The following is a 20,467-nucleotide window of genomic DNA, read 5'->3' as shown; positions in this document are numbered from 1 at the left end:
CCGGCATAGAAATTCCAGGAGCTCCCATGCCGTCATTCGATTTTGATCTCTTCGTCATCGGTGGAGGCTCCGGCGGCGTGCGCAGCGCCCGCGTGGCGGCGTCGCTCGGCAAGAAAGTCGGGATTGCCGAGGAATTCCGGTATGGCGGCACCTGCGTCATCCGTGGTTGCGTTCCCAAAAAGCTGTTCGTCTATGCCTCGCAGTTCCACGAGCATTTCGAGGATGCGGAAGGGTTCGGCTGGACTGTCGGCAAGAGCACTTTCGACTGGAGCAAGCTGGTCGAGGCCAAGGACCGGGAAATCACCCGCCTCGAAGGCCTCTACCGCAAGGGCCTCGATAATGCCAAGGCCGAGATATACGACAGCCGCGCCGAGCTCGTCGATGCCCATACTGTGCGCCTCGTCAAGACCGGCCAGACGGTGACTGCTGAACGCATCGTCATCGCCGTAGGCGGAATGCCGAATGCGCACCAGTCGCTTCCGGGCCACGAGTTCTGCATCTCCTCGAACGAGGCCTTCGACCTGAAGACGCTGCCGAAGTCTATCCTGATTGCCGGCGGCGGTTACATCGCCGTCGAATTCGCCAATATCTTCCATGGCCTCGGCGTCGATACCACGCTCATCTATCGCGGTGCCGAGATCCTGTCGCGGTTCGATAACGACATGCGCCAGGGCCTGCATGAGGCAATGGTCGCCAAGGGCATCAAGATCCGCTGCCATGACGTCATCGAGGAAGTTACCAAGACGGCGGAGGGCCTGCAGGCCCGCACAAAGCAGGGCGATACGCTGACGGTCGACACGGTCATGCTGGCGCTCGGTCGCGATCCCCATACCAAGGGGCTCGGGCTGGAGGCCGCCGGCGTCAAGGTCGACGGTCGTGGCGCCATCGTCGTCGACGAATACTCGCGCACCTCGGTGCCCAACATCTTTGCACTCGGCGACGTCACCGATCGGGTACAGCTGACGCCGGTCGCCATTCACGAGGCGATGTGCTTCATCGAGACCGAATACAAGAACAATCCCACCAAGCCGGATCACCAGCTGATCGCCACCGCCGTGTTCTCGCAGCCGGAAATCGGCACCGTCGGCCTGAGCGAGGAGGAGGCCGCTAAAAAATACGAGGCGCTTGAAGTCTATCGCGCCCAGTTCCGGCCGATGAAGGCGACGCTATCGGGGCGGGCCGAAAAGAGCATCATGAAGCTGATCGTCAATGCGGCCGACCGCAAGGTGGTCGGCGCCCACATTCTCGGCCACGATGCCGGCGAGATGGCGCAGCTGCTCGGCATCACATTGAAGGCCGGCTGCACCAAGGACGATTTCGATCGCACCATGGCCGTCCACCCTACGGCTTCAGAAGAGCTGGTGACCATGTATACGCCGAGCTATCTGATCAAGAATGGCGCGCGCGTCTGATCAAGATTAATGGAGGCGAGCGCGCTATCTCGCGCTCGCCTCCAGTTTACCTGGTATCAGCTCGTCAGCCTGGACCCGTTGACCACCCGCATAAACAGCGCATTCATGGCATCGCTGATGCCTTGGGTCGGACTGACCTCGAAATAGAGGCCGGGTGACGCGCAGCTCTGCAGCTTGGTAGGGATCTGCTTGCTGAACGGATCGATCCACCTCACGTACCAAGGGTTAGCCGGCAGGGGCAGGTAGGTCGTATAGAGAATGGCTATCTTGACGCCGCGGTTCTTCAGGGGCGTACAGAAAGATGTGTCGATCGGCTCCTGGCAGCGGTCACCATCCAACGGTGCAGTGCAGCCGACCGGCTTGATGCTGTCGCCGACGCCGTCCGTCACGAAGAACAAGGTCTTCTGAGGGCTGCTGCTGGTGTAGCCATTTCCCGGTGTCGGGATTGTGGTGTTGAGCGCGGTCAGGGCGGTGTCGAAACTGGTCTGAGCATCGCTGTTATAGTTCTGCTGAGGAATGGTCATGAGATCGACGGCGCTGGTATAGGTCTGGACCTGCGCCAAGTCGGCCGTCAGGGGGGAGATCGTCGTCAGCGCCGCCGTTTCCGCCGCTGCGCCAAAGGTATAAACCGCCATGCGGTATTGGTCGGAGGAACTGCGCTGCGTCGTTGCAGTGGTTGTCAGGCTCTTCGTTGCCTCACGGACGACGTCGATTCGCATCGTAACTTTGAGGCTCTTTGCCAGCGTGTAATTGTCTTTGCCTTTGTTCGCGCCGGTCTCGTGACAGGCAAAGGCGCACTTGTCCGAGGTGTTGTCCTCCATGAGCGCCACATCATTCGGCGTGGCGCCTACGCCCATCGATGGCGTGTTGTCGATCAGGATGTAGAAATCCATGTAGGTCTGAGTCTGGTTTTGCGCCGTGGCCTTGCCTGCGATGGAGATGGTGTCCTGGCCGATTACATGCAGGAACGTCGTCGGCACTGTTGCCGTGAAGCTGACGTTCGACTGAAGCGTGTTGCCGGTCTTGGTGACTGCGATGGCGACCTTGACGTTGCTGCTGGTGAGTGCCGCGCTGTTCTGGGCAAAGAACAGCGAATTCGCATCGGTCTGGGCAACCGCGACGGTGCCATCCGACGTCATCCCCATGGCAGCGGTCACGCCAGGCGATTTTTCGGCGAGTGAACCGACGGCTGCGGCGTCGGCGGCAGCATATAGCTGGTTCCTGATATTCAGCGCATTGGCAAAGTCCACGGCCATGCCTGCGGTGCCGACTATGGGCACAAGCAGCAGTGCCGTCATGATGCCGAAGTTGCCGGATCTGTCTTTCCAGAGGTTTTGAATGCGCATCGTCGATAGCCCGTTCGCAGCTTTGCCGTCATGGCGATCGGTCGCGGCTATCATCGTCGCGGCGTTTGCGCGCTTTATAGGGTAGTTTCATCAACAATCCGGCAATTGCCGTGGTTTGTATTCGGTTAAAATCTGCATCGGAACGCGCAGAGAGTAGCCCCGCTATGCAAGTCGCACGCAAAGGGATATAAGCCGCGCTTATTTCGAAATAGCGGGAGAACCGGCGGAGACCGGGCGGAAAACAGGTGAGCACGATGGTACAGAATTGGTCCCCCAGCAGCTGGCGGCAGAAGCCTATCAGCCAGGTTCCGGAATACCCGGACAAGGATGCCGTGACGGTGATGGAAGCGCAGCTTGCGACCTATCCTCCGCTGGTCTTTGCCGGCGAGGCGCGTCGCCTGAAGAAGCACCTGGCGAATGTCGCCGAAGGCAACGCCTTCCTGCTGCAGGGCGGAGACTGTGCCGAGAGTTTTGCCGAACATGGCGCCGACAACATCCGTGATTTCTTCCGCGCCTTTCTCGAAATGGCAGTGGTGCTGACGTTCGGCGCCCAGCTGCCTGTCGTCAAGGTCGGTCGCATCGCCGGGCAATTCGCCAAGCCGCGCTCGTCGAATGTCGAGACGCAGGGCGACGTGACGCTGCCGGCCTATCGCGGCGACATCGTCAACGGCATCGAGTTCACCGAAAAGGCCCGCATTCCCGATCCGGAACGGCAGATCATGGCCTACCGCCAGTCCGCCGCGACGCTGAACCTGCTGCGCGCCTTCGCGATGGGTGGCTATGCCAACCTCGAAAACGTTCATCAATGGATGCTCGGATTCGTCAAGGACAGCCCGCAGGGCGAGCGCTACCGCAAGCTGGCCGACCGGATCAGCGAAACCATGGAATTCATGAAGGCCATCGGTATCTCGGCAGAGAACAATCCGAGCCTTCGCGAAACCGATTTCTTCACCAGCCACGAAGCATTGCTGCTGGGCTATGAGGAAGCGATGACCCGTGTCGACTCGACCTCGGGCGACTGGTATGCGACGTCTGGCCACATGCTGTGGATCGGCGACCGCACGCGCCAGCTCGACCACGCCCATGTCGAGTATTTCCGTGGCATCAAGAACCCGATCGGGCTGAAATGCGGTCCGTCGCTGACAGCCGACAACCTGCTGGAATTGATCGACGTGCTCAACCCTGCCAACGAGGCCGGGCGCCTGACGCTGATCTGCCGCTTCGGCCACGACAAGGTCGCCGACAATCTGCCGAAGCTGGTGCGCGCCGTCGAGCGCGAGGGCCGCAAGGTCGTCTGGTCCTGCGATCCGATGCATGGCAACACGATAACGCTCAACAACTACAAGACACGGCCTTTCGAGCGCATCCTGTCGGAAGTAGAAAGCTTCTTCCAGATCCACCGCGCCGAAGGCACGCATCCGGGCGGCATCCACATCGAGATGACCGGCAAGGACGTCACCGAATGCACTGGCGGTGCCCGCGCCGTCACGGCCGACGACCTTCAGGATCGCTACCACACCCATTGCGATCCACGCCTCAACGCCGACCAGGCGCTGGAGCTCGCCTTCCTGCTGGCAGAGCGCATGAAGGGCGGTCGCGACGAAAAGCGACTTGTCGCCAACGGCTGAGCAGTCTCAACATCACATCGAAAACGGGCCGGTCGAAAGACCGGCCCGTTTTGTTTTGGGACGTCGTCTATTGGACGAGTACGGGCTGCTGGCAGCGGACGTCTGTTACCGTGACGTCGGCCTGGCCGACCTTGACGCCGGCCAGAAGCAGCACGTTGCTGAGCAGATCGTTGAGCGGCGTGCTGATGCTCGAAAGCGTCATGGCCAGCGCTTGCTGAAAGACGGCCTTGGTGACGAGGGTGAGGCCCAGGATATTGATCGAATAGTTGGTGTTGGCGAAGAGGGACGAGATCGCGGAGGTCAGTGTGTCCGTGGTGGAGGCAGTCTTTTTCACCCCGGCAGCGATGTCTGCCGGCGTGAAGGTGAGCGTCGTCTTTGTCATATTTGTAATGGCGACGTGGGCGCTGGCCGTGGCGGTGATCAGGCCCAGCACGTTGACCAAGGTTGCAGCTGTCACGTCCGGGCCGGTCGCGAAATTGGAAAACTGTGTGGTGTCGACGTTGCCGATGTAGAGATCGGCGACGCCAGGTATGGTACTGACGGAGACATTGGCGTTCTGCGCGCCGTTGCCGAGGCAGGTGATGGCCGAAAGCTTTCCCGTCGCATTGGCCAGCTGCACGTAAAGCGGCAGCTGCACTTTGGTGCCAGCCAGCGCCGCCAGTGCGTCGATCGCTATGGATAGCTTGATACGGGTCTGGGAGGTGCGCACCACCGTGCCGACGGCGCCAACGGCCAGGGATGGTGTGCTTTGCGGCGGTTCGCCGATGGCCATCGTCATCTGCACCGTGGTGAGGCCTGGTATGGTGCCGCCGAGATTGACGGAAACCTGCTTGCTGCCATTGGCGGCGAGGGCGGCGGCCGTGACCAGATCCATGACGTTGGCAGCGAGGCTGATTTGCGAGCCGCTGCCGGTGGGTCTTTGGGCGACAGGCCCGAGCGACAATATATCGGCGAGCTTGAGCCGGAGCTGGGCACTGTTTGCCGCCGTCTGTACGGATTGAATGGCTTTCCGGGTGGCCGAGTTGAGACCGGCCTGACCGCCGATGGCATTGAGCACGTCGCCGAACTTGACGTCCGCCGCCAGTGTGTCGGCATAGCTGCCGGCGGTGAGGTTGAGGTTGGTCGCCAGCTTGTCGGTGACCGAGAGGGCGTTCACCTTGGTGGATAGCAGCGCGTTGTAATCCATGGCGCTGAGGGAAAGACTGGTCCCGAGCAAGCCACCCAGGACGGCATTCAGAAGTCCGTTGTTTACGCTTGCCAGCCCCGAGCCGATCGAAAATGCCGCAATCTTCTCTGTTGAGGCAGTGCCGACGGCCTCCAAAGTTGGCGGGGTTGCGAAACTCGCGGCAAAAATCAGTCCACCGGTCTGCTGGATTTTCACCTTGACGGCGTCGTATGGCGTGGCGCCCGGCACGAAGCGGCTGCCGAGGGCAATCGTCGGATCAGCGACGTAGGTGCCGAGCGTTATCGTTGCGATACCGTCGAACTTTGCCGCACTCACGGCGTCTCCAAGAGGCGACGTTCCGGTGTTCGAGACGTAGCCGCTTGCCGTCTGGACAGCCATATTCAGGTTATTGGTGCTGAAGTAGTTGAGAATATTGGCCTGGGCATTGTTTACGTCCGATGCCGCGACAATTGCGGACAGGTCGGCCGTCTGCTGCAGGCGGCGCTGCTGCAGCGTCAGCATGCCGTAATCGAGACCCAGGCTCATGCAGTAGAGAATGAGGGGTGCGGTGATGGCAGCCAGGATTGCGACGTTGCCTTGCTCGCTTAGGGTCCAGCGCCGCAGGATGGTTCCGATCGGCATCAGATGCCTCCCATGCGGATCGTAGCGGTGCGTACAATCGTCTTGCTTGGCATGGCGAAGCTGTAGAGGTTCCAGATCGGCAGGTCCTGGGCGTCGTAGGACAACTTGACCGTGAACTGGTTGGCGTTGGCCGGATCCGGCTGCACCGTGACTGTGAATTTGGCCGGGTTCAGAATGGCATCGTTAAGGGTGGAGGTGGTTATGTAGGTGTTGACCAGTTGCTCACGCTCGGCCTCGGTGACGCCGGCGATGGCGGTCCGGGCTGCATTGGCCGCGATCTGCTGAACGGAATGGGCGGCGCTGAGATAGATGCCGTAGGCGATCAACGTCATCAGCACGAGAATGAACACCGGAAAGATGATCGCAAATTCGAGGGCTGCAGTACCACGTTCGCAACGGCGAAATCTGCTCATAATCATCGTCTCCGTCTCCTCTTCGGTTGCGACAACCTTCCCAATCCTGCTGGTTCAATTTTGAATTGCGATATCCTAATATTAGGTTACCTATGCAATTTTTTGGCGGGTATATTTTTGAGCCACACGCACGCATGAATGGTGCGTGTCACATTAGATTGTCCCGAAATCGCACCTTTGGCCGTCAGATCTGGCTTTTTGGTGCGTCCAGGGGAACGACGGGGGGCGAAGATGGCTTAACGCCCTTTTAACTGCCTTTCGACGAGGGCTTGCCGGGAGCATTCAGCAAAGGGTCTGCTATCAGCGTGGCTGATGCTGCAGTCATGAAATCTGAAGTTGACAGCTGCATGCCGCACCATCAGGATGATACATAACGACAAGGATCGGGAAGGCGCTATGAAGGACGACCATACCGGATCTTGCCTCTGCGGCGCCGTGAAAATACGGACGACAGGTCCGCTCAGGGATGTGGTCGGGTGTCACTGCTCGCAATGCCGCAAGCAGACCGGACTCTACTTCGCCGCCACCAACGTGGCGACCGACCACCTTACGGTCGAGGGCGGTGAGAATGTCAGCTGGTATCGCTCCAGTCCCGCTGCCAGCCGCGGGTTCTGCAAGACCTGCGGCTCAGCGCTGTTCTGGGTCGCCGACGATGCCGAACAGATCTCGATCATGGCCGGCCTGTTCGATGATCCCAACGCGCTGAAAATGGGCCATCACATCTATTGCGCCGACAAGGCAGGCTTCTATAGCCTCCACGACGGTCTGCCCCAGTTCCCGAAATCCGACTAGCCATCGTCCGCAAGGGGCAGTCCCGCCGACGCTAGGCCTTTGCCTCCAGCAGCCTCGTAATGCGGCCCACTTCCTCCCTGAGGGCGGACAGTTCGGTCAACACCTGCAGGTCGATCTTCTCGTGCAGCGACAGGACTTCCAGTTCGGCCTTGAGGTTGACTTCATAGTCCTTGGCAGCCTCGAAGCGGTCGCGTTCGGTCTGGCGGTTCTGCGACATCATGATGATCGGCGCCTGGATGGCTGCGATCATCGAGAGGATCAGGTTGAGGAAGATGAACGGGTAGGGATCGAAGGCGCGTGACGAGAGCAGGATGGTGTTGAGCACCGTCCAGGCGACCAGGAACAACAGGAAGGAGACGATGAACGCCCATGATCCGCCGACGCGGGCGATCCCGTCTGCGAGCCGTTCCCCGACGGAGGCATTTGCGGAAAAGGCAGCGTTGACATCCGTCGAGATGATCTTGCGTTCGCGGGCTCGCTTCAGCACCCGCTTTTCGATGACGCCGAGATCGTCCGACGATTTATCGAAGTGGGTGTGAAAGAAGTTCGGGAGATTGGGCATGCGTGACTCCGATACTGGTTAGCGGCAGTATTCGGTTGCCACGATGAATTGCAACGGCAAAACATGGGAATGGCGATGCCTCACGCAATCGCGTCCAGTCGAGCCAGTTGATGTCGGGTGGGCGAGCCGTTAAAACCTCCCCGGTCGCCGTTTGCTTTTAGGCGGCGGCTTCGAGGATGGGTGAGACATGCGCAGTTCGGTCGAAATCTTCAACATTGCAACAGGTCGGAGCCGGGTCGTCTGGCAGACCGATCGTCTCGTCGAGGCGCCGAACTTTGCGCCAGACGGACGCTACCTGCTCGTCAACGATGACGGGCTTCTCTACCGCCTGTCGCTCGACGGGCTCGCCACTGTCGAGCGCGTCGACACAGGCTTTGCCAGCCGTTGCAACAACGACCATGGCATCTCGCCCGACGGTACGCTGATCGCGCTCTGCGACAAGGTCCAGTACGGCAAGTCCTGCATCTATCTCGTGCCTGCGGAAGGCGGTCTCCCCAGGCAGGTGACCACAAACCTCCCATCCTACTGGCACGGCTGGTCGCCGGACGGAAAGCATGTCAGCTACTGCGGCATTCGCGGCGATCTCTTCGACATCTACACGATATCGGTCGAGGGCGGCGAGGAGACGCGGTTGACCCATGGCGAGGGTCGCAACGACGGGCCGGACTGGTCGGCCGATGGTGCGTGGATCTATTTCAACTCCAGCCGGACCGGCCGTATGCAGATCTGGCGTATCCGGCCTGACGGTCGCGACCTGCAGCAGGTGACCGACGACGAGTTCGGCAACTGGTTTCCCCATCCGTCGCCGAAGAGCGACAAGGTGGTGCTGCTCTCCTACGACGGCGACGTCTTCGATCATCCGCGCGATCTCGACGTCCGCCTGCGGCTGATGGACATGGATGGCGGCAACATAACGACGTTGTTCGAGCTGTTCGGGGGCCAGGGGACAATCAACGTACCGAGTTGGTCACCCGATGGCGAGGAGTTCGCCTTTGTCAGGTATGAACCGGAGCGCTGAGCTCGCCTGCGATCCGCTTGCCATCGCCAGCCGGATCGCGCATATCTCCTTCATCAGGTGCCCGCCCAGGCGGGAGAATCGGGAAGCCGGTGCAAATCCGGCGCGTGCCCAACGCTGTAAGGCGGATGGCGATGCACAGGGAACGGTCAGTTATCCGATATGCCACTGGTTTCGACCGGGAAGGCAGCATCGCCAGATGAAGCCGAGCCAGAAGACCGGCCTGATAAGATAGACTGATCCCGCGAGGACGGCGGGCGGTTGGCATTGTTGGGGATATAAACGATGCGACCTGATTGCAGGGACGATCTCGTCCGCGCACACGCTTTTTCCGTCGCCGAGCGCGACGCCATCTACCACGCGATCGAAACGCGGCGTGACGTGCGGGACCAGTTCCTGCCGCAACCGCTGCCGGACGACCTGATCGCAAGGCTGCTGGGCGCTGCCCATCACGCGCCTTCTGTCGGCTTCATGCAGCCCTGGAATTTCATTCTCGTGCGCGACCCCGCCATCCGTGAGAAGGCCTTCGAAGCCTTCGAGCGCGCCAATGGCGAGGCTGCGTTGCAGTTCGAGGGCGCCCGTCGGGAGAGTTACCGGTCGCTGAAGCTCGAGGGCATCCGCAAGGCGCCACTCAGCATCTGCATCACCTGCGATCCGGATCGTGCCGGGCCCGTCGTGCTCGGCCGCACCCACAATCCGCGCATGGATGCCTATTCGACGGTCTGCGCCGTGCAGAACCTCTGGCTTGCGGCGCGAGCGGAGGGTGTCGGGGTCGGCTGGGTCAGCATTTTTCACGACGCCGATATCCGGGCGTTGCTTGGTATCCCGGAGCGGATCGAGATCATTGCCTGGCTCTGCCTGGGATTCGTAGACGAGCTCTATGGCGAACCGGAACTCGCCGTCAAAGGCTGGCGGCAGCGATTGCCGCTGGAGGATCTAGTGTTCGAGAATGGCTGGGGCCAGCCGCAGGGCTGAGGCCTATTGCTGGGGCTGCTCGCCGGGTACGGCCGGACGGGTGAGGTCTAGCTTGCGCTGGTCGGGCTGTAGGAACGCCGGGCCGACCTGACGGACATTGCCGGCGGACGGATCGTAGGGCCGTTCCACCGGCGGCGCATCGCCCTTTGCGGGTGCCGTCGGCACGGCCGGTGGCGACGCTTTTGGGATGATCGTCGTAATCGAGCCTTGCTGCGTGCCTGCGGTTGGCGGCTTGGTCAGCGCGTTCTGCCTTCGCATTTCCTCGTAATAGGCCGGCAGATTGCAGGTGCAGCTGGTCTTTTCATTCGGCGGCCGTTTGCGGAAGGCGAAGGCGTAGGGCATGGCGCTGTAGGGGGTGCCCGACGAGGCGGAGACCATCGCCGATGTTTCCTGATCCGGCAGACGGTGGAAGAACAACTCGGTCTTCACGCCCGGGCACATCCTCGCGCAGGTTTCGCCATCCCGCTGGAAATCGCCGGGCGCTGCATTCTGGGTCATCGGGAAGAAGCCGCCATCGCAGGTGCGCACACAGACCGTGCGGACATTTCCGCCGCCATAGGATTGACCGAAGGCGTAGCTCTGGACCGGCGATTGCGGTGCGGGTTCGCTGCCGGAGGGGCCGCCACTGCTGTCCAGCGTGGTTGCCCCCGGGGTTGCGGGGTAGCTGGGCTCGATGCCTGCCTGCGGGGGCGGGCGGTTGGTGATGATGGTATCGCCGCTATCCTGATCTTCGCAGCCGTTGGCGCGCAGCGCTGCGGAAAGCTGGTTGCGGGTGGGTCCTTCCGAAACGTCGCCGCGCTGGATCTGGTCGCGCTTGGCGACGAGATCCTGCAGGTTCTGCTGCATGCGCTGCAGGGTATCCTCGATCCGCGCGCAGGTGCCGCCGTCGTCACCGTTTATGATCACCATGCTGCCGGACGAGCACTCGTTGTCCTCAAGGTCGTTCTCGACTTGGCGCAACTCGGATATCTGCTGGGCGATGGCGGTGCGGTATTGCCGGAGCTGGCGGTTGGTGCCGACAGTTTCGCTGAGATTGGCCATCTGGCCGCGCAGGTCGTCGCAGATTGCGTTCGTCTGGGCAGCCAGTGGCGCTGCCATCGCCAAGGATGCGGCAAGCGCCCAAAATGAATGTTTCCAGCCCACTATCACGCTTTTGGCCTGCTCCGTTCGGATGGTTTCCGCCTCAGCTCGGGCGAAGGCGAAAATTCATCCATTGTCACGCGCAAGATATATGGCGCCGACTGACTTGCGCCAGCCCTGCGCTCGGCAGCAGGTGGTCGACCGCCGGGATGATGCCCGGCGGTCCCGTCAGTATCAGCCGGGCTGCGATGCCTCGACCACGGCCACGGCTGCCATGTTGACGACGCCACGGGAGGTGACCGAGGGCGACAGGATATGGGCCGGCAGGGCCGTTCCGAGCAGGATCGGGCCGACATGCAGCCCGTCAATCATCTCCTTGACAACGCCAAGCGTGATGTTGGCCGCATCGAGGTTCGGGAACACCAGCAGGTTGGCTTCGTCGGTCAGCGTGCTATCCGGCATGACGCGGCGGCGCAAATGCTCGGAAATCGCGCTGTCGCCGTGCATTTCGCCATCGACCTCTAGATCGGGGGCTGCAAGCCGGATGAGCCGCAGGGCATTGCGCATCTTCGTGGCGCTCTCCGATTCGCGCGAGCCGAAGTTCGAATGCGAGACAAGGGCGGCGCGTGGCGTGATCCCGAAGCGGCGGATTTCCTCCGCTGCCAGCACTGTCGATTCGGCAATCTCTTCGGCCGTCGGATTAAAGTTAACGTAGGTGTCGGTATAGAACGTGTTGCCGCGCTGCGAGATGAGCAGGCTCATGGCAGAGAAGTCGCGGACATTGTTACGCTTGCCGATAATCTGGCGGACAACGCGTAGGTGCCGCTCGTAGCGGCCTTCGAGGCCGCAGATCAGTGCATCGGCGTCGCCACGCTTCAGCGCCAGTGCGCCGATGACGGTGGTGTTGGTGCGCACGATGGTACGGGCTGCCTCCGGGATGACGCCGCTGCGGCCGACCAGCGAGAAATAGAGGTCGGCGTAATCGCGGAAGCGCGGATCGTCTTCCGGGTTGATGACTTCGAAGTCGGTATGCGGGCGGATTTTGAGGCCATAGCGCTTCAGGCGGGTCTCGATGACGCTGGGGCGGCCGATGAGGATCGGCACGGCCGTGTTTTCCTCGAGCAGCACCTGTGCGGCGCGCAGCACGCGTTCGTCTTCGCCTTCGGAAAACACGACGCGCTTCGGCTGAGCGAGCTTGGCAGCTGCAAAGATCGGCTTCATGACGAAGCCGGAGCGGAAGACGAAGCGGTTGAGCGTGTCGAGATAGGCATCGAAATCGGTGATCGGGCGAAGCGCCACACCGCTCTCTTCCGCAGCCTTGGCGACGGCCGGGGCGATGCGCAGGATCAGGCGGGGATCGAAGGGCGAAGGGATCAGGTATTCCGGGCCGAAGATCGGGGTCTCGCCGGTATAGGCGCGGGCGGCAACATCCGACGGTGCCTCGCGGGCAAGGGCTGCGATGGCGCGCACTGCCGCCATCTTCATTTCCTCGTTGATCGTCGTCGCGCCGCAATCCAGCGCGCCGCGGAAGATGTAGGGGAAGCAGAGGACGTTGTTGACCTGGTTCGGGAAATCCGAGCGCCCGGTGCAGATCATCGCGTCGGGCCGGGCGGCGCGGGCGAGTTCCGGCATGATTTCGGGGTTGGGATTGGCAAGCGCCATGATCAGCGGCTTTTCGGCCATCTGTACCAGCAGTTCCGGCTTCAGCACGCCGGCGGCCGACAGGCCGAGGAACACATCGGCGCCGCCGATCGATTCGGCCAGCGTCCGCTTGTCGCTCGGCTGGGCATAGACCGACTTCCACTCGTCCATCAGCACGTTGCGGTCGGTGTAGACCAGGCCCTCGATATCGTGGACCCAGATGTTTTCGCGCTTGGCGCCCAGAATGACCAAAAGGTTGAGACAGGCGAGTGCGGCAGCGCCTGCACCGGATGCGACGATCTTGACGTTCTCGATCGTCTTGCCGGCCAGCTCCAGGCCGTTCAGTATGGCGGCGGCGACGATGATCGCAGTGCCGTGCTGGTCGTCGTGGAAGACCGGGATCTTCATCATCTCGCGCAGCCGGCGCTCGACGTCGAAGCATTCGGGCGCCTTGATGTCCTCGAGATTGATGCCGCCGAAGGTCGGCTCCAGTGCCGAGATCGTCGAGACCATCTCGTCGACGGTCGGTGCCTCGATCTCGATGTCGAAGACATCGATGCCGGCGAACTTCTTGAACAGGACGGCCTTGCCTTCCATCACCGGCTTTGAGGCCAGCGGACCGATATTGCCGAGGCCAAGCACGGCCGTGCCGTTGGATATGACGGCCACGAGATTGGCGCGCGAGGTATATTCGGCAGCCATTTCAGGGTTGTCGCGGATGGCGAGACAGGGAGCGGCGACGCCCGGCGAATAGGCGAGCGCTAGGTCGCGCTGGTTGCCGAGCGGCTTCGTCGCCTGTATCTCCAGCTTGCCCGGACGAGGATAGCGATGGAAGAAAAGCGCCTGTTCGTCGAGGTCACCGCTGGTCATGTTCTTCTGTGCCTTCGATGCATCCTGCGGGTCCATCACGCTTCTCCATTACCATTCGTCTAACGATTTCACGTCACTGCATACAACAATCCTCGGGGGTGCACAGTACGGAATTGTGGCATGGCGGCAAGATTTTGCCGATGCGCGGCGGGGTAAGCTACGCCATCTTCGCGCTCGAATTGGATATGATGTCATCTTCCTGAAACACGAGTCTGATTATTCCGGGCACAGCGAAGATTGGGGCACGGGCATTACGTTCGTGGAGACATTGATGGACACTCGACACTTCCGAACCCTGTTCATTTCCGACGTTCATCTGGGATCGAAGGCTGCCAAGGCTGACTATCTTCTCGACTTCCTGCGCTATCACGAAGCCGATACCCTGTACCTCGTCGGCGACATCATCGACGGCTGGCGGCTGAAGCGCAGCTGGTACTGGCCGCAGGATTGCAACGATGTCGTTCAGAAGATCCTGCGCAAGGCGCGCAAGGGCACGCGCATCGTCTACATCCCCGGCAATCACGACGAATTCCTGCGCGATTTCCCGGGTAACCATTTCGGCGGTATCGAGGTCGCCGAACGGGCGATCCACACCACCGCCGACGGCAAGACCTATCTCGTGCTGCACGGCGACGAATTCGATGTGGTGGTCCGCAACGCCCGGCTGCTCGCTTATCTCGGCGACTGGGCCTACGACGTCGCCATCGTGCTGAACATCGCGCTCGCCAGCATTCGGCGCCGGCTCGGCATGCCTTACTGGTCGTTCTCAGCCTGGGCCAAGCAGCAGGTCAAGCATGCGGTCAACTTCATCGGCGAGTTCCAGCGCGTGGTGGCCGAAGAGGCCAAGCGCAATCATGCCGACGGGGTCATTTGTGGCCATATCCACCATGCCGTCATCGAGGACATCGATGGCCTGCGCTACATCAACACCGGCGACTGGGTTGAAAGCTGTACGGCGATTGCCGAGCATGAGGATGGAAGCTTCGAACTGATCACCTGGCGCCAGATCCTCGACGCCAAGCCTGCTACAGCCGTTGCCGAGAGCCGCCAGGATCGTCTGCCGTCGCGCCCGGCCATGGACCTTGCGCTGATGATGGCCGAAGCAAAGGCGGCGTCCGGGATGACCGCTGCCGAGTGAGCGGACAACGCCCTCCATCTCTTTGAATTTCCCGCCGATCTGAAGGCGCCGCCGTAGGCGCGATCGCGAATGCGTGGTAGGGAATCAGCGTTTCCAAATCAGGCATTGTCATGATTCCCGCAACGATGACTTCGACGGGCAGGGAGGCTCCTGCCTATTTCCGGCTGCGCAGCGCCCTGTCCTATTGTGCCCCGCTGATCGTCAACGGCATCGCCCTGCCGTTCTTTCCGGTTTTCCTCGCGACACTGAAGTTCAACGACCAGCAGATCGGTATCATTCTCGCCTTGCCGATGGTCGTGCGGGTGCTGGTCGCGCCGGTCGTGGCGCTGTTTGCCGACAGGATGCGGGAACGGGCGACGGTGCTTCTCTGGTCCGGAGGCCTGTCGCTGTTGACCGCGATCGCGCTGTTCTGGACCGACGACTTCGCGACCGTCCTGTTGGTCTATGCGCTGCAGGGCGCCACCTATGCGCCTTACCTGCCGGTGGTCGAGTCGATTACCATCTCGGGAGTCCGCCGCTGGGGCATCGATTACGGTTCGACCAGGGTGTGGGGATCGATCGCCTTCATTGTCTCGACACTGATCGGCGGGCAGGTGATCGGCGCGTTCGGCGGCAGGATGGTTTTGCCGCTAATGGTCATCGGCTTCATCCTGACGACTGTCATGGCGCTCTATTGTCCCCGCATCGGGCCAACGCGGCGTCGCGGCCTGCCGCTCGACATCAAGGCGCCGCCCATCGGCAATGCGCTCAGGAATCCGCGCCTGCTGCTGACCATGATCGGCGTTTCGGTCCAGCAGGCAAGCCATGCGCTGTTCTACACATTCGCCTCGATCTACTGGCACCAGATCGGTTTTTCAGGCACGCAGGTGGGGATACTCTGGAGCGCCGGGGTGGCGGCCGAGGTGACGATCTTCTTCCTCTCGAAACGGCTGGGACGCCGGTTCAGTGCCTGGACCCTGATGCGCTTCGGCGCGGCGATGTGCGTCTGCCGGTGGATCGTCTTTCCGATGGACCTCGGCTTTGCAGGCCACTTCGTGCTGCAGTGCTTTCACGCCTTCACCTATGCCTGCGTCCACATCGGCGTGCAGCGCCGCATCGTGGCGACGGTGCAGGAAACGCAGGAGGCGTCCGCGCAGGGCGTCTACTTTTTCTATAATGGCATGTGTCTCGGCATCGCGACTATCGCCTCCGGCTATGTCTACGGCTGGCTCGGCACGTCGGGTTTCTACCTGATGGCGCTGATCGCGGCTGCCGGGCTCACCATGATCGTCGTCGCCTCCCGCCTTCAGCCCCACAATTCCGAGAGCGGTGGAAAGACCAGCGAGCCCTCGTAGCGCAATCCGGGTTCGCGGTCGCGGGAAAGCAGCAGCGGTCCGTCGAGATCGACGAAGGCCGCGTCCTGGGCCAGCATCAGCGCCGGTGCCATCGCCAGCGATGTGCCGACCATGCAGCCGATCATGATCCGGAAGCCGAGCCGTTCGCCCTCTGCCTTCATGCGGAGGGCCTCCGTCAGCCCGCCTGTCTTGTCGAGTTTGATGTTGATGGCGTCGTAGCGGTCGCGCAGGCTTTCGAGATCGCCGGTGTGATGGACGCTTTCGTCGGCGCAGACGGGGACGGGCCTTCTGATAGTTGCCAGCAGCCTGTCGTTGCCGGCGGGCAGGGGCTGCTCGACCAGGGCAATCCCTGCTTCGGCGGAGATCTCTAGGTGGCGGGCAAGATTGTCTTCCGTCCATCCTTCATTCGCATCGAGGATGATAGCCGATTGCGGCGCTGCAATGCGTACCGCGCGGATACGGCTTTCGTCATCGGAGGTGCCGATCTTGACTTTCAGCAGGGCGCGGTGCGCCTGTGCGCCGGCTGCTGCCGCCATGACCTCGGGCTCGCCCAGCGAAATCGTAAAGGCGGTCGTGCGAGGCTCCATCGTCGAGAGGCCGATGGTCCGCGCCACCGATATACCGGAGCGCTTTGCCTCGAGATCCCAGAGCGCGCAGTCGACGGCGTTTCGGGCAGCGCCGGGCTTCATGGCGACCGCCAACTCTTCGCGAGTCATGCCTGATTCGACGGCAGTCCGGACCGACTCGATCTCCGAAATGACACTTTCGATTGTCTCGCCGTAGCGCCGATACGGCACGCATTCGCCACTTCCCTGCCATTCGCTCTCGCTAATGTTGCATGTGACGACCTCCGCTGTGATCTTACTGCCACGCGAAATTGTGAATGTGCCGGCGATCGGCCAGGAATTCATTTGGACATTGAGAAGGCGTGACATATCTGCTCTTTCTGCGGCACGAGACTGTAGATCGTTTCTGTATAGTCGCGTAATGAGCGGGATGCGATACATCGCTGAGTCGGCATGATGCCGCCAATCTGAAAGACGCATGAGTTTGAGCGTAGCTGAAAACATACCGGATGCGCCGACGATCGACGATGAGGCCGATGGTTCCGGTCATCGTTACCGGCTAGCAGGCAATTGGCGCAGCGCCAGCATCCACGGCGTGCTGCGACGAATAGACGACCTTTCCAAGCGCACGAGCGGCGGTGATGTTGTCATCGACCTGACCGGCCTGTCCGATGTCGACACTGCGGGCGTGCTGCTGATCCGCAGGCTGAAGCTCAGCCAGGAATCGCACGATGCGACCGTCACGATCGAAGGATCGAACGACCACATCGACGAACTGCTGAAATCTTTCGACGAGGATGCAAGCGAGATCGCGGCCCAGGAAAAGCCGAAAGTGCCGCTGCTCGACCGGATATTCTCGCCGATGGGTGAGAAAGTCGCCGAGCTCGGCAGCTTCTTCGTGGCCGCCATGTATATTCTCGGCTCGGCCGTGCGCGGGGCGCAGCTGAAGCTCGGGCGCGGCAGCGGTGTTTCTCCGGCATCCATCGTCAACCAGCTCGATCACATGGGCGTTCGCGCCGTGCCGATCATCCTGGTGATGTCCTATCTGATCGGCGCCATCATCGCCCAGCAGAGCGCCTTCCAGCTTCGCTATTTCGGCGCCGAAGTTTTCGTGGTCGATCTGGTCGGCATCCTGCAGCTGCGCGAAATCGGCGTGCTGCTGACCGCCATCATGATCGCCGGCCGTTCGGGCAGCGCGATCACGGCCGAAATCGGCTCGATGAAGATGCGCGAAGAAGTCGACGCGCTGAAGGTCATGGGCCTGAACCCGATCGGAGTCCTGATTTTTCCGCGGCTTGTGGCGCTGACCATCGCCCTGCCGCTGCTGACGGTCTTGGCCAACTTCGCATCGCTTCTGGGTGCCGCGACCGTCACCTACACCTATTCGGGCATCACTTTTGCGACCTTCATTGCCCGTCTGCACGAGGCAATCAGCGTATCGACCGTGATATCGGGTATGATCAAGGCGCCTTTCATGGCGCTGGTGATCGGTATCGTCGCCGCAGTCGAAGGCCTGAAAGTCGGCGGCAGCGCCGAGTCTCTGGGTCAGCACGTGACATCTTCCGTGGTGAAGTCGATCTTCGTCGTCATCATGATGGACGGTGTGTTTGCCATCTTCTACGCCGCAATCGATTTTTAAGGACCAGCATTTGGACGCGCCTCAGCCAGACCGGGATGACACACAGATGGAACGCGCCGCGGATGGCCGCGACGTCGTGCTGTCGGCGCGTGGCGTCACGGTGAACTTCGGCCCGAAAATCGTGCTCGACAAGCTCGATCTCGATATCTATCGCGGCGAAATCCTCGGCTTCGTCGGTCCCTCCGGTGCCGGCAAGTCGGTACTTATGCGCACCGTGCTGCGGCTTCTGCCGCGCAGCGCCGGGACGATAAAAATTCTCGGTACAGACTACGATTCGCTCGACGAATCGAACCGCAACAAGCTCGACATGCGTCTCGGCGTGCTTTTCCAGCAAGGTGCGCTGTTTTCCTCACTGACGGTGAAGGAAAACATCCAGGTGCCAATGCGCGAATATCTCGACCTGCCGGTTTCGATGATGGACGAACTTGCGCATATGAAGATCCGGCTCGCCGGTCTCGCCTCGGATGCCGCCGACAAATATCCATCGGAACTATCGGGCGGCATGATCAAGCGCGCGGCGCTGGCACGGGCGCTGGCGCTCGATCCGGATCTGGTGTTCCTCGACGAGCCGACCTCCGGCCTCGACCCTATCGGCGCTGCCCAATTCGACGAACTGATCGCCAAGCTGCGCGATACACTCGGCCTTACGGTCTACATGGTCACCCACGACCTCGACAGCCTGTTTTCCGTCTGCGACCGCATTGCCGTGCTCGGACAAAAGCGTGTGCTGATCGAGGGAACGGTTGACGACATGCTTGCCTGCGACGAACCTTGGGTGAAATCCTATTTCCGCGGCAAACGGGCTCGTACCGTCGTCCGCCACGAAGAGACTGCAGAACCCGGCAACCAGAGCCGCGAGAAGAACTGAGATCATGGAAACCAGAGCAAACTACACGATCGTCGGAATTTTCACCGTCCTGGTCATCGCCGCCGCATTCGGCTTCGTCTACTGGATGGCCGAATACGGCCGTGGCGGTACGATGACCGAGCTGATCGTGCGTATCCCGGGATCTGCCAACGGCCTGAGCGTCGGCTCGCCGGTGCGCTTCAACGGCATTCAGGTTGGCAGCGTCAAGACGCTTTCGATCGACGCCGACGATCCGCGCTATTCGCTGGCCTTCACCGAAGTGCGGGCAGATGCGCCGGTCTATGAGACGACCAAGGCCGTTCTCGAAATCCAGGGCCTGACGGGTGCTGCCTATATCGAACTCTCCGGTGGTCGCACCGGCGACGAGAACATCCTCAAGCGCTCGCTCGATACCGGCAAGCGGGCCGTTCTGCTCGCCGACCAATCGAGCGTTACCAATCTGCTGGCGACCGCCGACAAGATCATGGACCGCGCCAACGACACTATTGGCGATTTCCAGGGCTTCGTGAAGGATGCCCGTGGGCCGCTCACCGATACCGTCAAGAACGCCAATACCTTCTCCAAGGCGCTTGCGGACAATGCCGGCAATATCGATCAGTTTCTCGCCAGTGCCGGTGAACTCGCCAAGACCTTCAGCAGCGTCTCCGGCAAGGTCAATTCGACGCTCGATGCCGTCGAGAAGCTGGTTCGTGCGGTCGACGCCCAGAGCATCAACGACGTCGTGAAAAACGTCGACAAGCTGACAGCGAACGTCGCCGATGCATCCAGCAACCTGAAGGCAACGATCACCAGCATCAAGGAAACGTCGGATACCTACAACGAATTCGGCAAGAAGGCTCAGCTGACGCTCGACAAGGTCGACCAGCTGGTGGCCTCGATCGATCCTTCGAAGATCAAGGGCTCGGTAGACGATATCTCGCAGGCGACCAAGGATGCCCGCGTTGCCGTCGCCTCGATCCGCGATATCACCGCCAGCGTGTCGGCCAAGCAGGCCGAGATCAGCCAGACGATCCAGGATGTGTCGCAGATGGCCAACAAGCTGAACTCTGCTTCGACCCGCGTCGATGGAATTCTGATCAAAGTCGATGCGTTGCTGGGAACCGACAACACCCAGTCGCTCTTTACGGAAGCACGTGACACGCTGGAATCGTTCAAGAAGGTTGCCGACAGCATCAACTCGCGTATCGGACCGATCGCCGACAACCTGCAGCGCTTCTCGGCCGGTGGCCTGAACGACGTGCAAACGCTGGTCAACGATACAAGGCGGACGGTACAGAATCTGAACGACACGATCAGCAATTTCGACAAGAACCCGCAGCGCCTGCTGTTCGGTGGCGACACCGTCAAGCAGTATAACGGGCGGACACGGCATTGACCGGCG

The 20,467-nt window shown here is 61.3% G+C and carries 17 protein-coding genes and 1 riboswitch; of the genes, 10 read left to right on the top strand and 7 right to left on the bottom strand.

Annotated elements, in window-relative coordinates; all coding sequences use genetic code 11:
• Nucleotides 1–26: 26 nt before the first annotated feature.
• Nucleotides 27–1,412 (top strand): glutathione-disulfide reductase, encoded by a 1,386-nt coding sequence (gene gor, locus PR018_RS07690; protein WP_142822938.1) that lies wholly within the window; start codon nt 27–29, stop codon nt 1,410–1,412.
• A 56-nt stretch (nt 1,413–1,468) separates the two neighbouring features.
• Here the strand turns inward: gor and PR018_RS07685 are convergent, their stop codons facing one another.
• Complete coding sequence (locus PR018_RS07685) at nt 1,469–2,758, bottom strand: TadE/TadG family type IV pilus assembly protein (RefSeq protein WP_142829158.1); 1,290 nt, start codon at nt 2,756–2,758, stop codon at nt 1,469–1,471.
• 254 nt (nt 2,759–3,012) lie between these two features.
• On the opposite strand from PR018_RS07685, the gene PR018_RS07680 reads away from it, so the two are divergent.
• The gene (locus PR018_RS07680; protein ID WP_142822934.1) at nt 3,013–4,386 is read left to right on the top strand and encodes a class II 3-deoxy-7-phosphoheptulonate synthase; all 1,374 of its coding nucleotides are present in this window, start codon (nt 3,013–3,015) and stop codon (nt 4,384–4,386) included.
• 67 nt (nt 4,387–4,453) lie between these two features.
• On the opposite strand, the gene PR018_RS07675 is transcribed toward PR018_RS07680, so the two are convergent.
• Nucleotides 4,454–6,193 carry a pilus assembly protein TadG-related protein gene (locus PR018_RS07675; protein ID WP_142822933.1) on the bottom strand — a complete coding sequence of 580 codons (1,740 nt, stop codon included), beginning with the start codon at nt 6,191–6,193 and terminating at the stop codon, nt 4,454–4,456.
• Nucleotides 6,193–6,612, bottom strand: coding sequence for a TadE/TadG family type IV pilus assembly protein (locus PR018_RS07670; protein WP_142822931.1), 420 nt, complete (start codon nt 6,610–6,612; stop codon nt 6,193–6,195). Before PR018_RS07670 ends, PR018_RS07675 begins: the two co-directional genes overlap by 1 nt.
• A 390-nt stretch (nt 6,613–7,002) precedes the next feature.
• On the opposite strand from PR018_RS07670, the gene PR018_RS07665 reads away from it, so the two are divergent.
• Nucleotides 7,003–7,398 carry a GFA family protein gene (locus tag PR018_RS07665; protein WP_142822929.1) on the top strand — a complete coding sequence of 132 codons (396 nt, stop codon included), beginning with the start codon at nt 7,003–7,005 and terminating at the stop codon, nt 7,396–7,398.
• A 31-nt stretch (nt 7,399–7,429) separates the two neighbouring features.
• Here PR018_RS07665 and PR018_RS07660 read toward each other — a convergent pair whose 3' ends face one another.
• Complete coding sequence (locus PR018_RS07660) at nt 7,430–7,960, bottom strand: DUF1003 domain-containing protein (protein ID WP_142822927.1); 531 nt, start codon at nt 7,958–7,960, stop codon at nt 7,430–7,432.
• A gap of 187 nt (nt 7,961–8,147) precedes the next feature.
• Here PR018_RS07660 and PR018_RS07655 point away from each other — a divergent pair, with 187 nt between their 5' ends.
• Together PR018_RS07655 and bluB are read left to right on the top strand one after the other, a co-directional pair.
• On the top strand, nt 8,148–8,978 hold the full coding sequence (locus tag PR018_RS07655; RefSeq protein ID WP_142822926.1) for a TolB family protein: 831 nt from the start codon (nt 8,148–8,150) through the stop codon (nt 8,976–8,978).
• Nucleotides 8,979–9,016: 38 nt separating this feature from the next.
• A riboswitch (cobalamin riboswitch) is annotated at nt 9,017–9,216 on the top strand.
• Between the two features lie 44 nt (nt 9,217–9,260).
• Entirely contained in the window at nt 9,261–9,950 is a 690-nt protein-coding gene (gene bluB / locus PR018_RS07650; protein WP_142822924.1) for a 5,6-dimethylbenzimidazole synthase, read from the top strand.
• A 3-nt stretch (nt 9,951–9,953) separates the two neighbouring features.
• On the opposite strand, the gene PR018_RS07645 is transcribed toward bluB, so the two are convergent.
• Nucleotides 9,954–11,048, bottom strand: a complete 1,095-nt coding sequence (locus tag PR018_RS07645; RefSeq protein WP_142829156.1) for a DUF2865 domain-containing protein — start codon at nt 11,046–11,048, stop codon at nt 9,954–9,956.
• 216 nt (nt 11,049–11,264) lie between these two features.
• Nucleotides 11,265–13,577 (bottom strand): NADP-dependent malic enzyme, encoded by a 2,313-nt coding sequence (locus PR018_RS07640; RefSeq protein WP_142822920.1) that lies wholly within the window; start codon nt 13,575–13,577, stop codon nt 11,265–11,267.
• 235 nt (nt 13,578–13,812) lie between these two features.
• Here PR018_RS07640 and PR018_RS07635 point away from each other — a divergent pair, with 235 nt between their 5' ends.
• Complete coding sequence (locus tag PR018_RS07635) at nt 13,813–14,679, top strand: UDP-2,3-diacylglucosamine diphosphatase (protein WP_142822918.1); 867 nt, start codon at nt 13,813–13,815, stop codon at nt 14,677–14,679.
• Nucleotides 14,680–14,789: 110 nt separating this feature from the next.
• Complete coding sequence (locus PR018_RS07630) at nt 14,790–16,013, top strand: MFS transporter (protein WP_142822916.1); 1,224 nt, start codon at nt 14,790–14,792, stop codon at nt 16,011–16,013.
• Here the strand turns inward: PR018_RS07630 and dgcA are convergent.
• Nucleotides 15,965–16,948, bottom strand: a complete 984-nt coding sequence (gene dgcA, locus PR018_RS07625) for an N-acetyl-D-Glu racemase DgcA (RefSeq protein ID WP_142822914.1) — start codon at nt 16,946–16,948, stop codon at nt 15,965–15,967. The two genes, PR018_RS07630 and dgcA, sit on opposite strands and share 49 nt — an antisense overlap.
• 109 nt (nt 16,949–17,057) lie before the next feature.
• Between dgcA and PR018_RS07620 the strand changes: the two genes are divergently transcribed.
• Genes PR018_RS07620 through PR018_RS07610 form a run of 3 tightly spaced genes read left to right on the top strand, consistent with a single transcriptional unit; the run spans nt 17,058 to nt 20,461 of the window.
• Nucleotides 17,058–18,218: an ABC transporter permease gene (locus PR018_RS07620; protein ID WP_111221833.1), complete on the top strand. Its 1,161-nt coding sequence runs from the start codon at nt 17,058–17,060 to the stop codon at nt 18,216–18,218.
• Nucleotides 18,219–18,264: 46 nt separating this feature from the next.
• A complete protein-coding gene (locus tag PR018_RS07615; protein ID WP_142822913.1) occupies nt 18,265–19,086 on the top strand; it encodes an ABC transporter ATP-binding protein in 822 nt (273 codons plus the stop codon).
• Between the two features lie 4 nt (nt 19,087–19,090).
• Nucleotides 19,091–20,461, top strand: a complete 1,371-nt coding sequence (locus tag PR018_RS07610) for an MlaD family protein (protein ID WP_142822911.1) — start codon at nt 19,091–19,093, stop codon at nt 20,459–20,461.
• Nucleotides 20,462–20,467 lie beyond the last annotated feature (6 nt).

Source organism: Rhizobium rhododendri, from assembly GCF_007000325.2.
GTDB classification, from domain to species: Bacteria; Pseudomonadota; Alphaproteobacteria; order Rhizobiales; family Rhizobiaceae; genus Rhizobium; species Rhizobium rhododendri.
The sequence above is the reverse complement of the archived record's forward strand: the minus strand, read 5'-3'. Positions and strand labels throughout refer to the sequence as shown.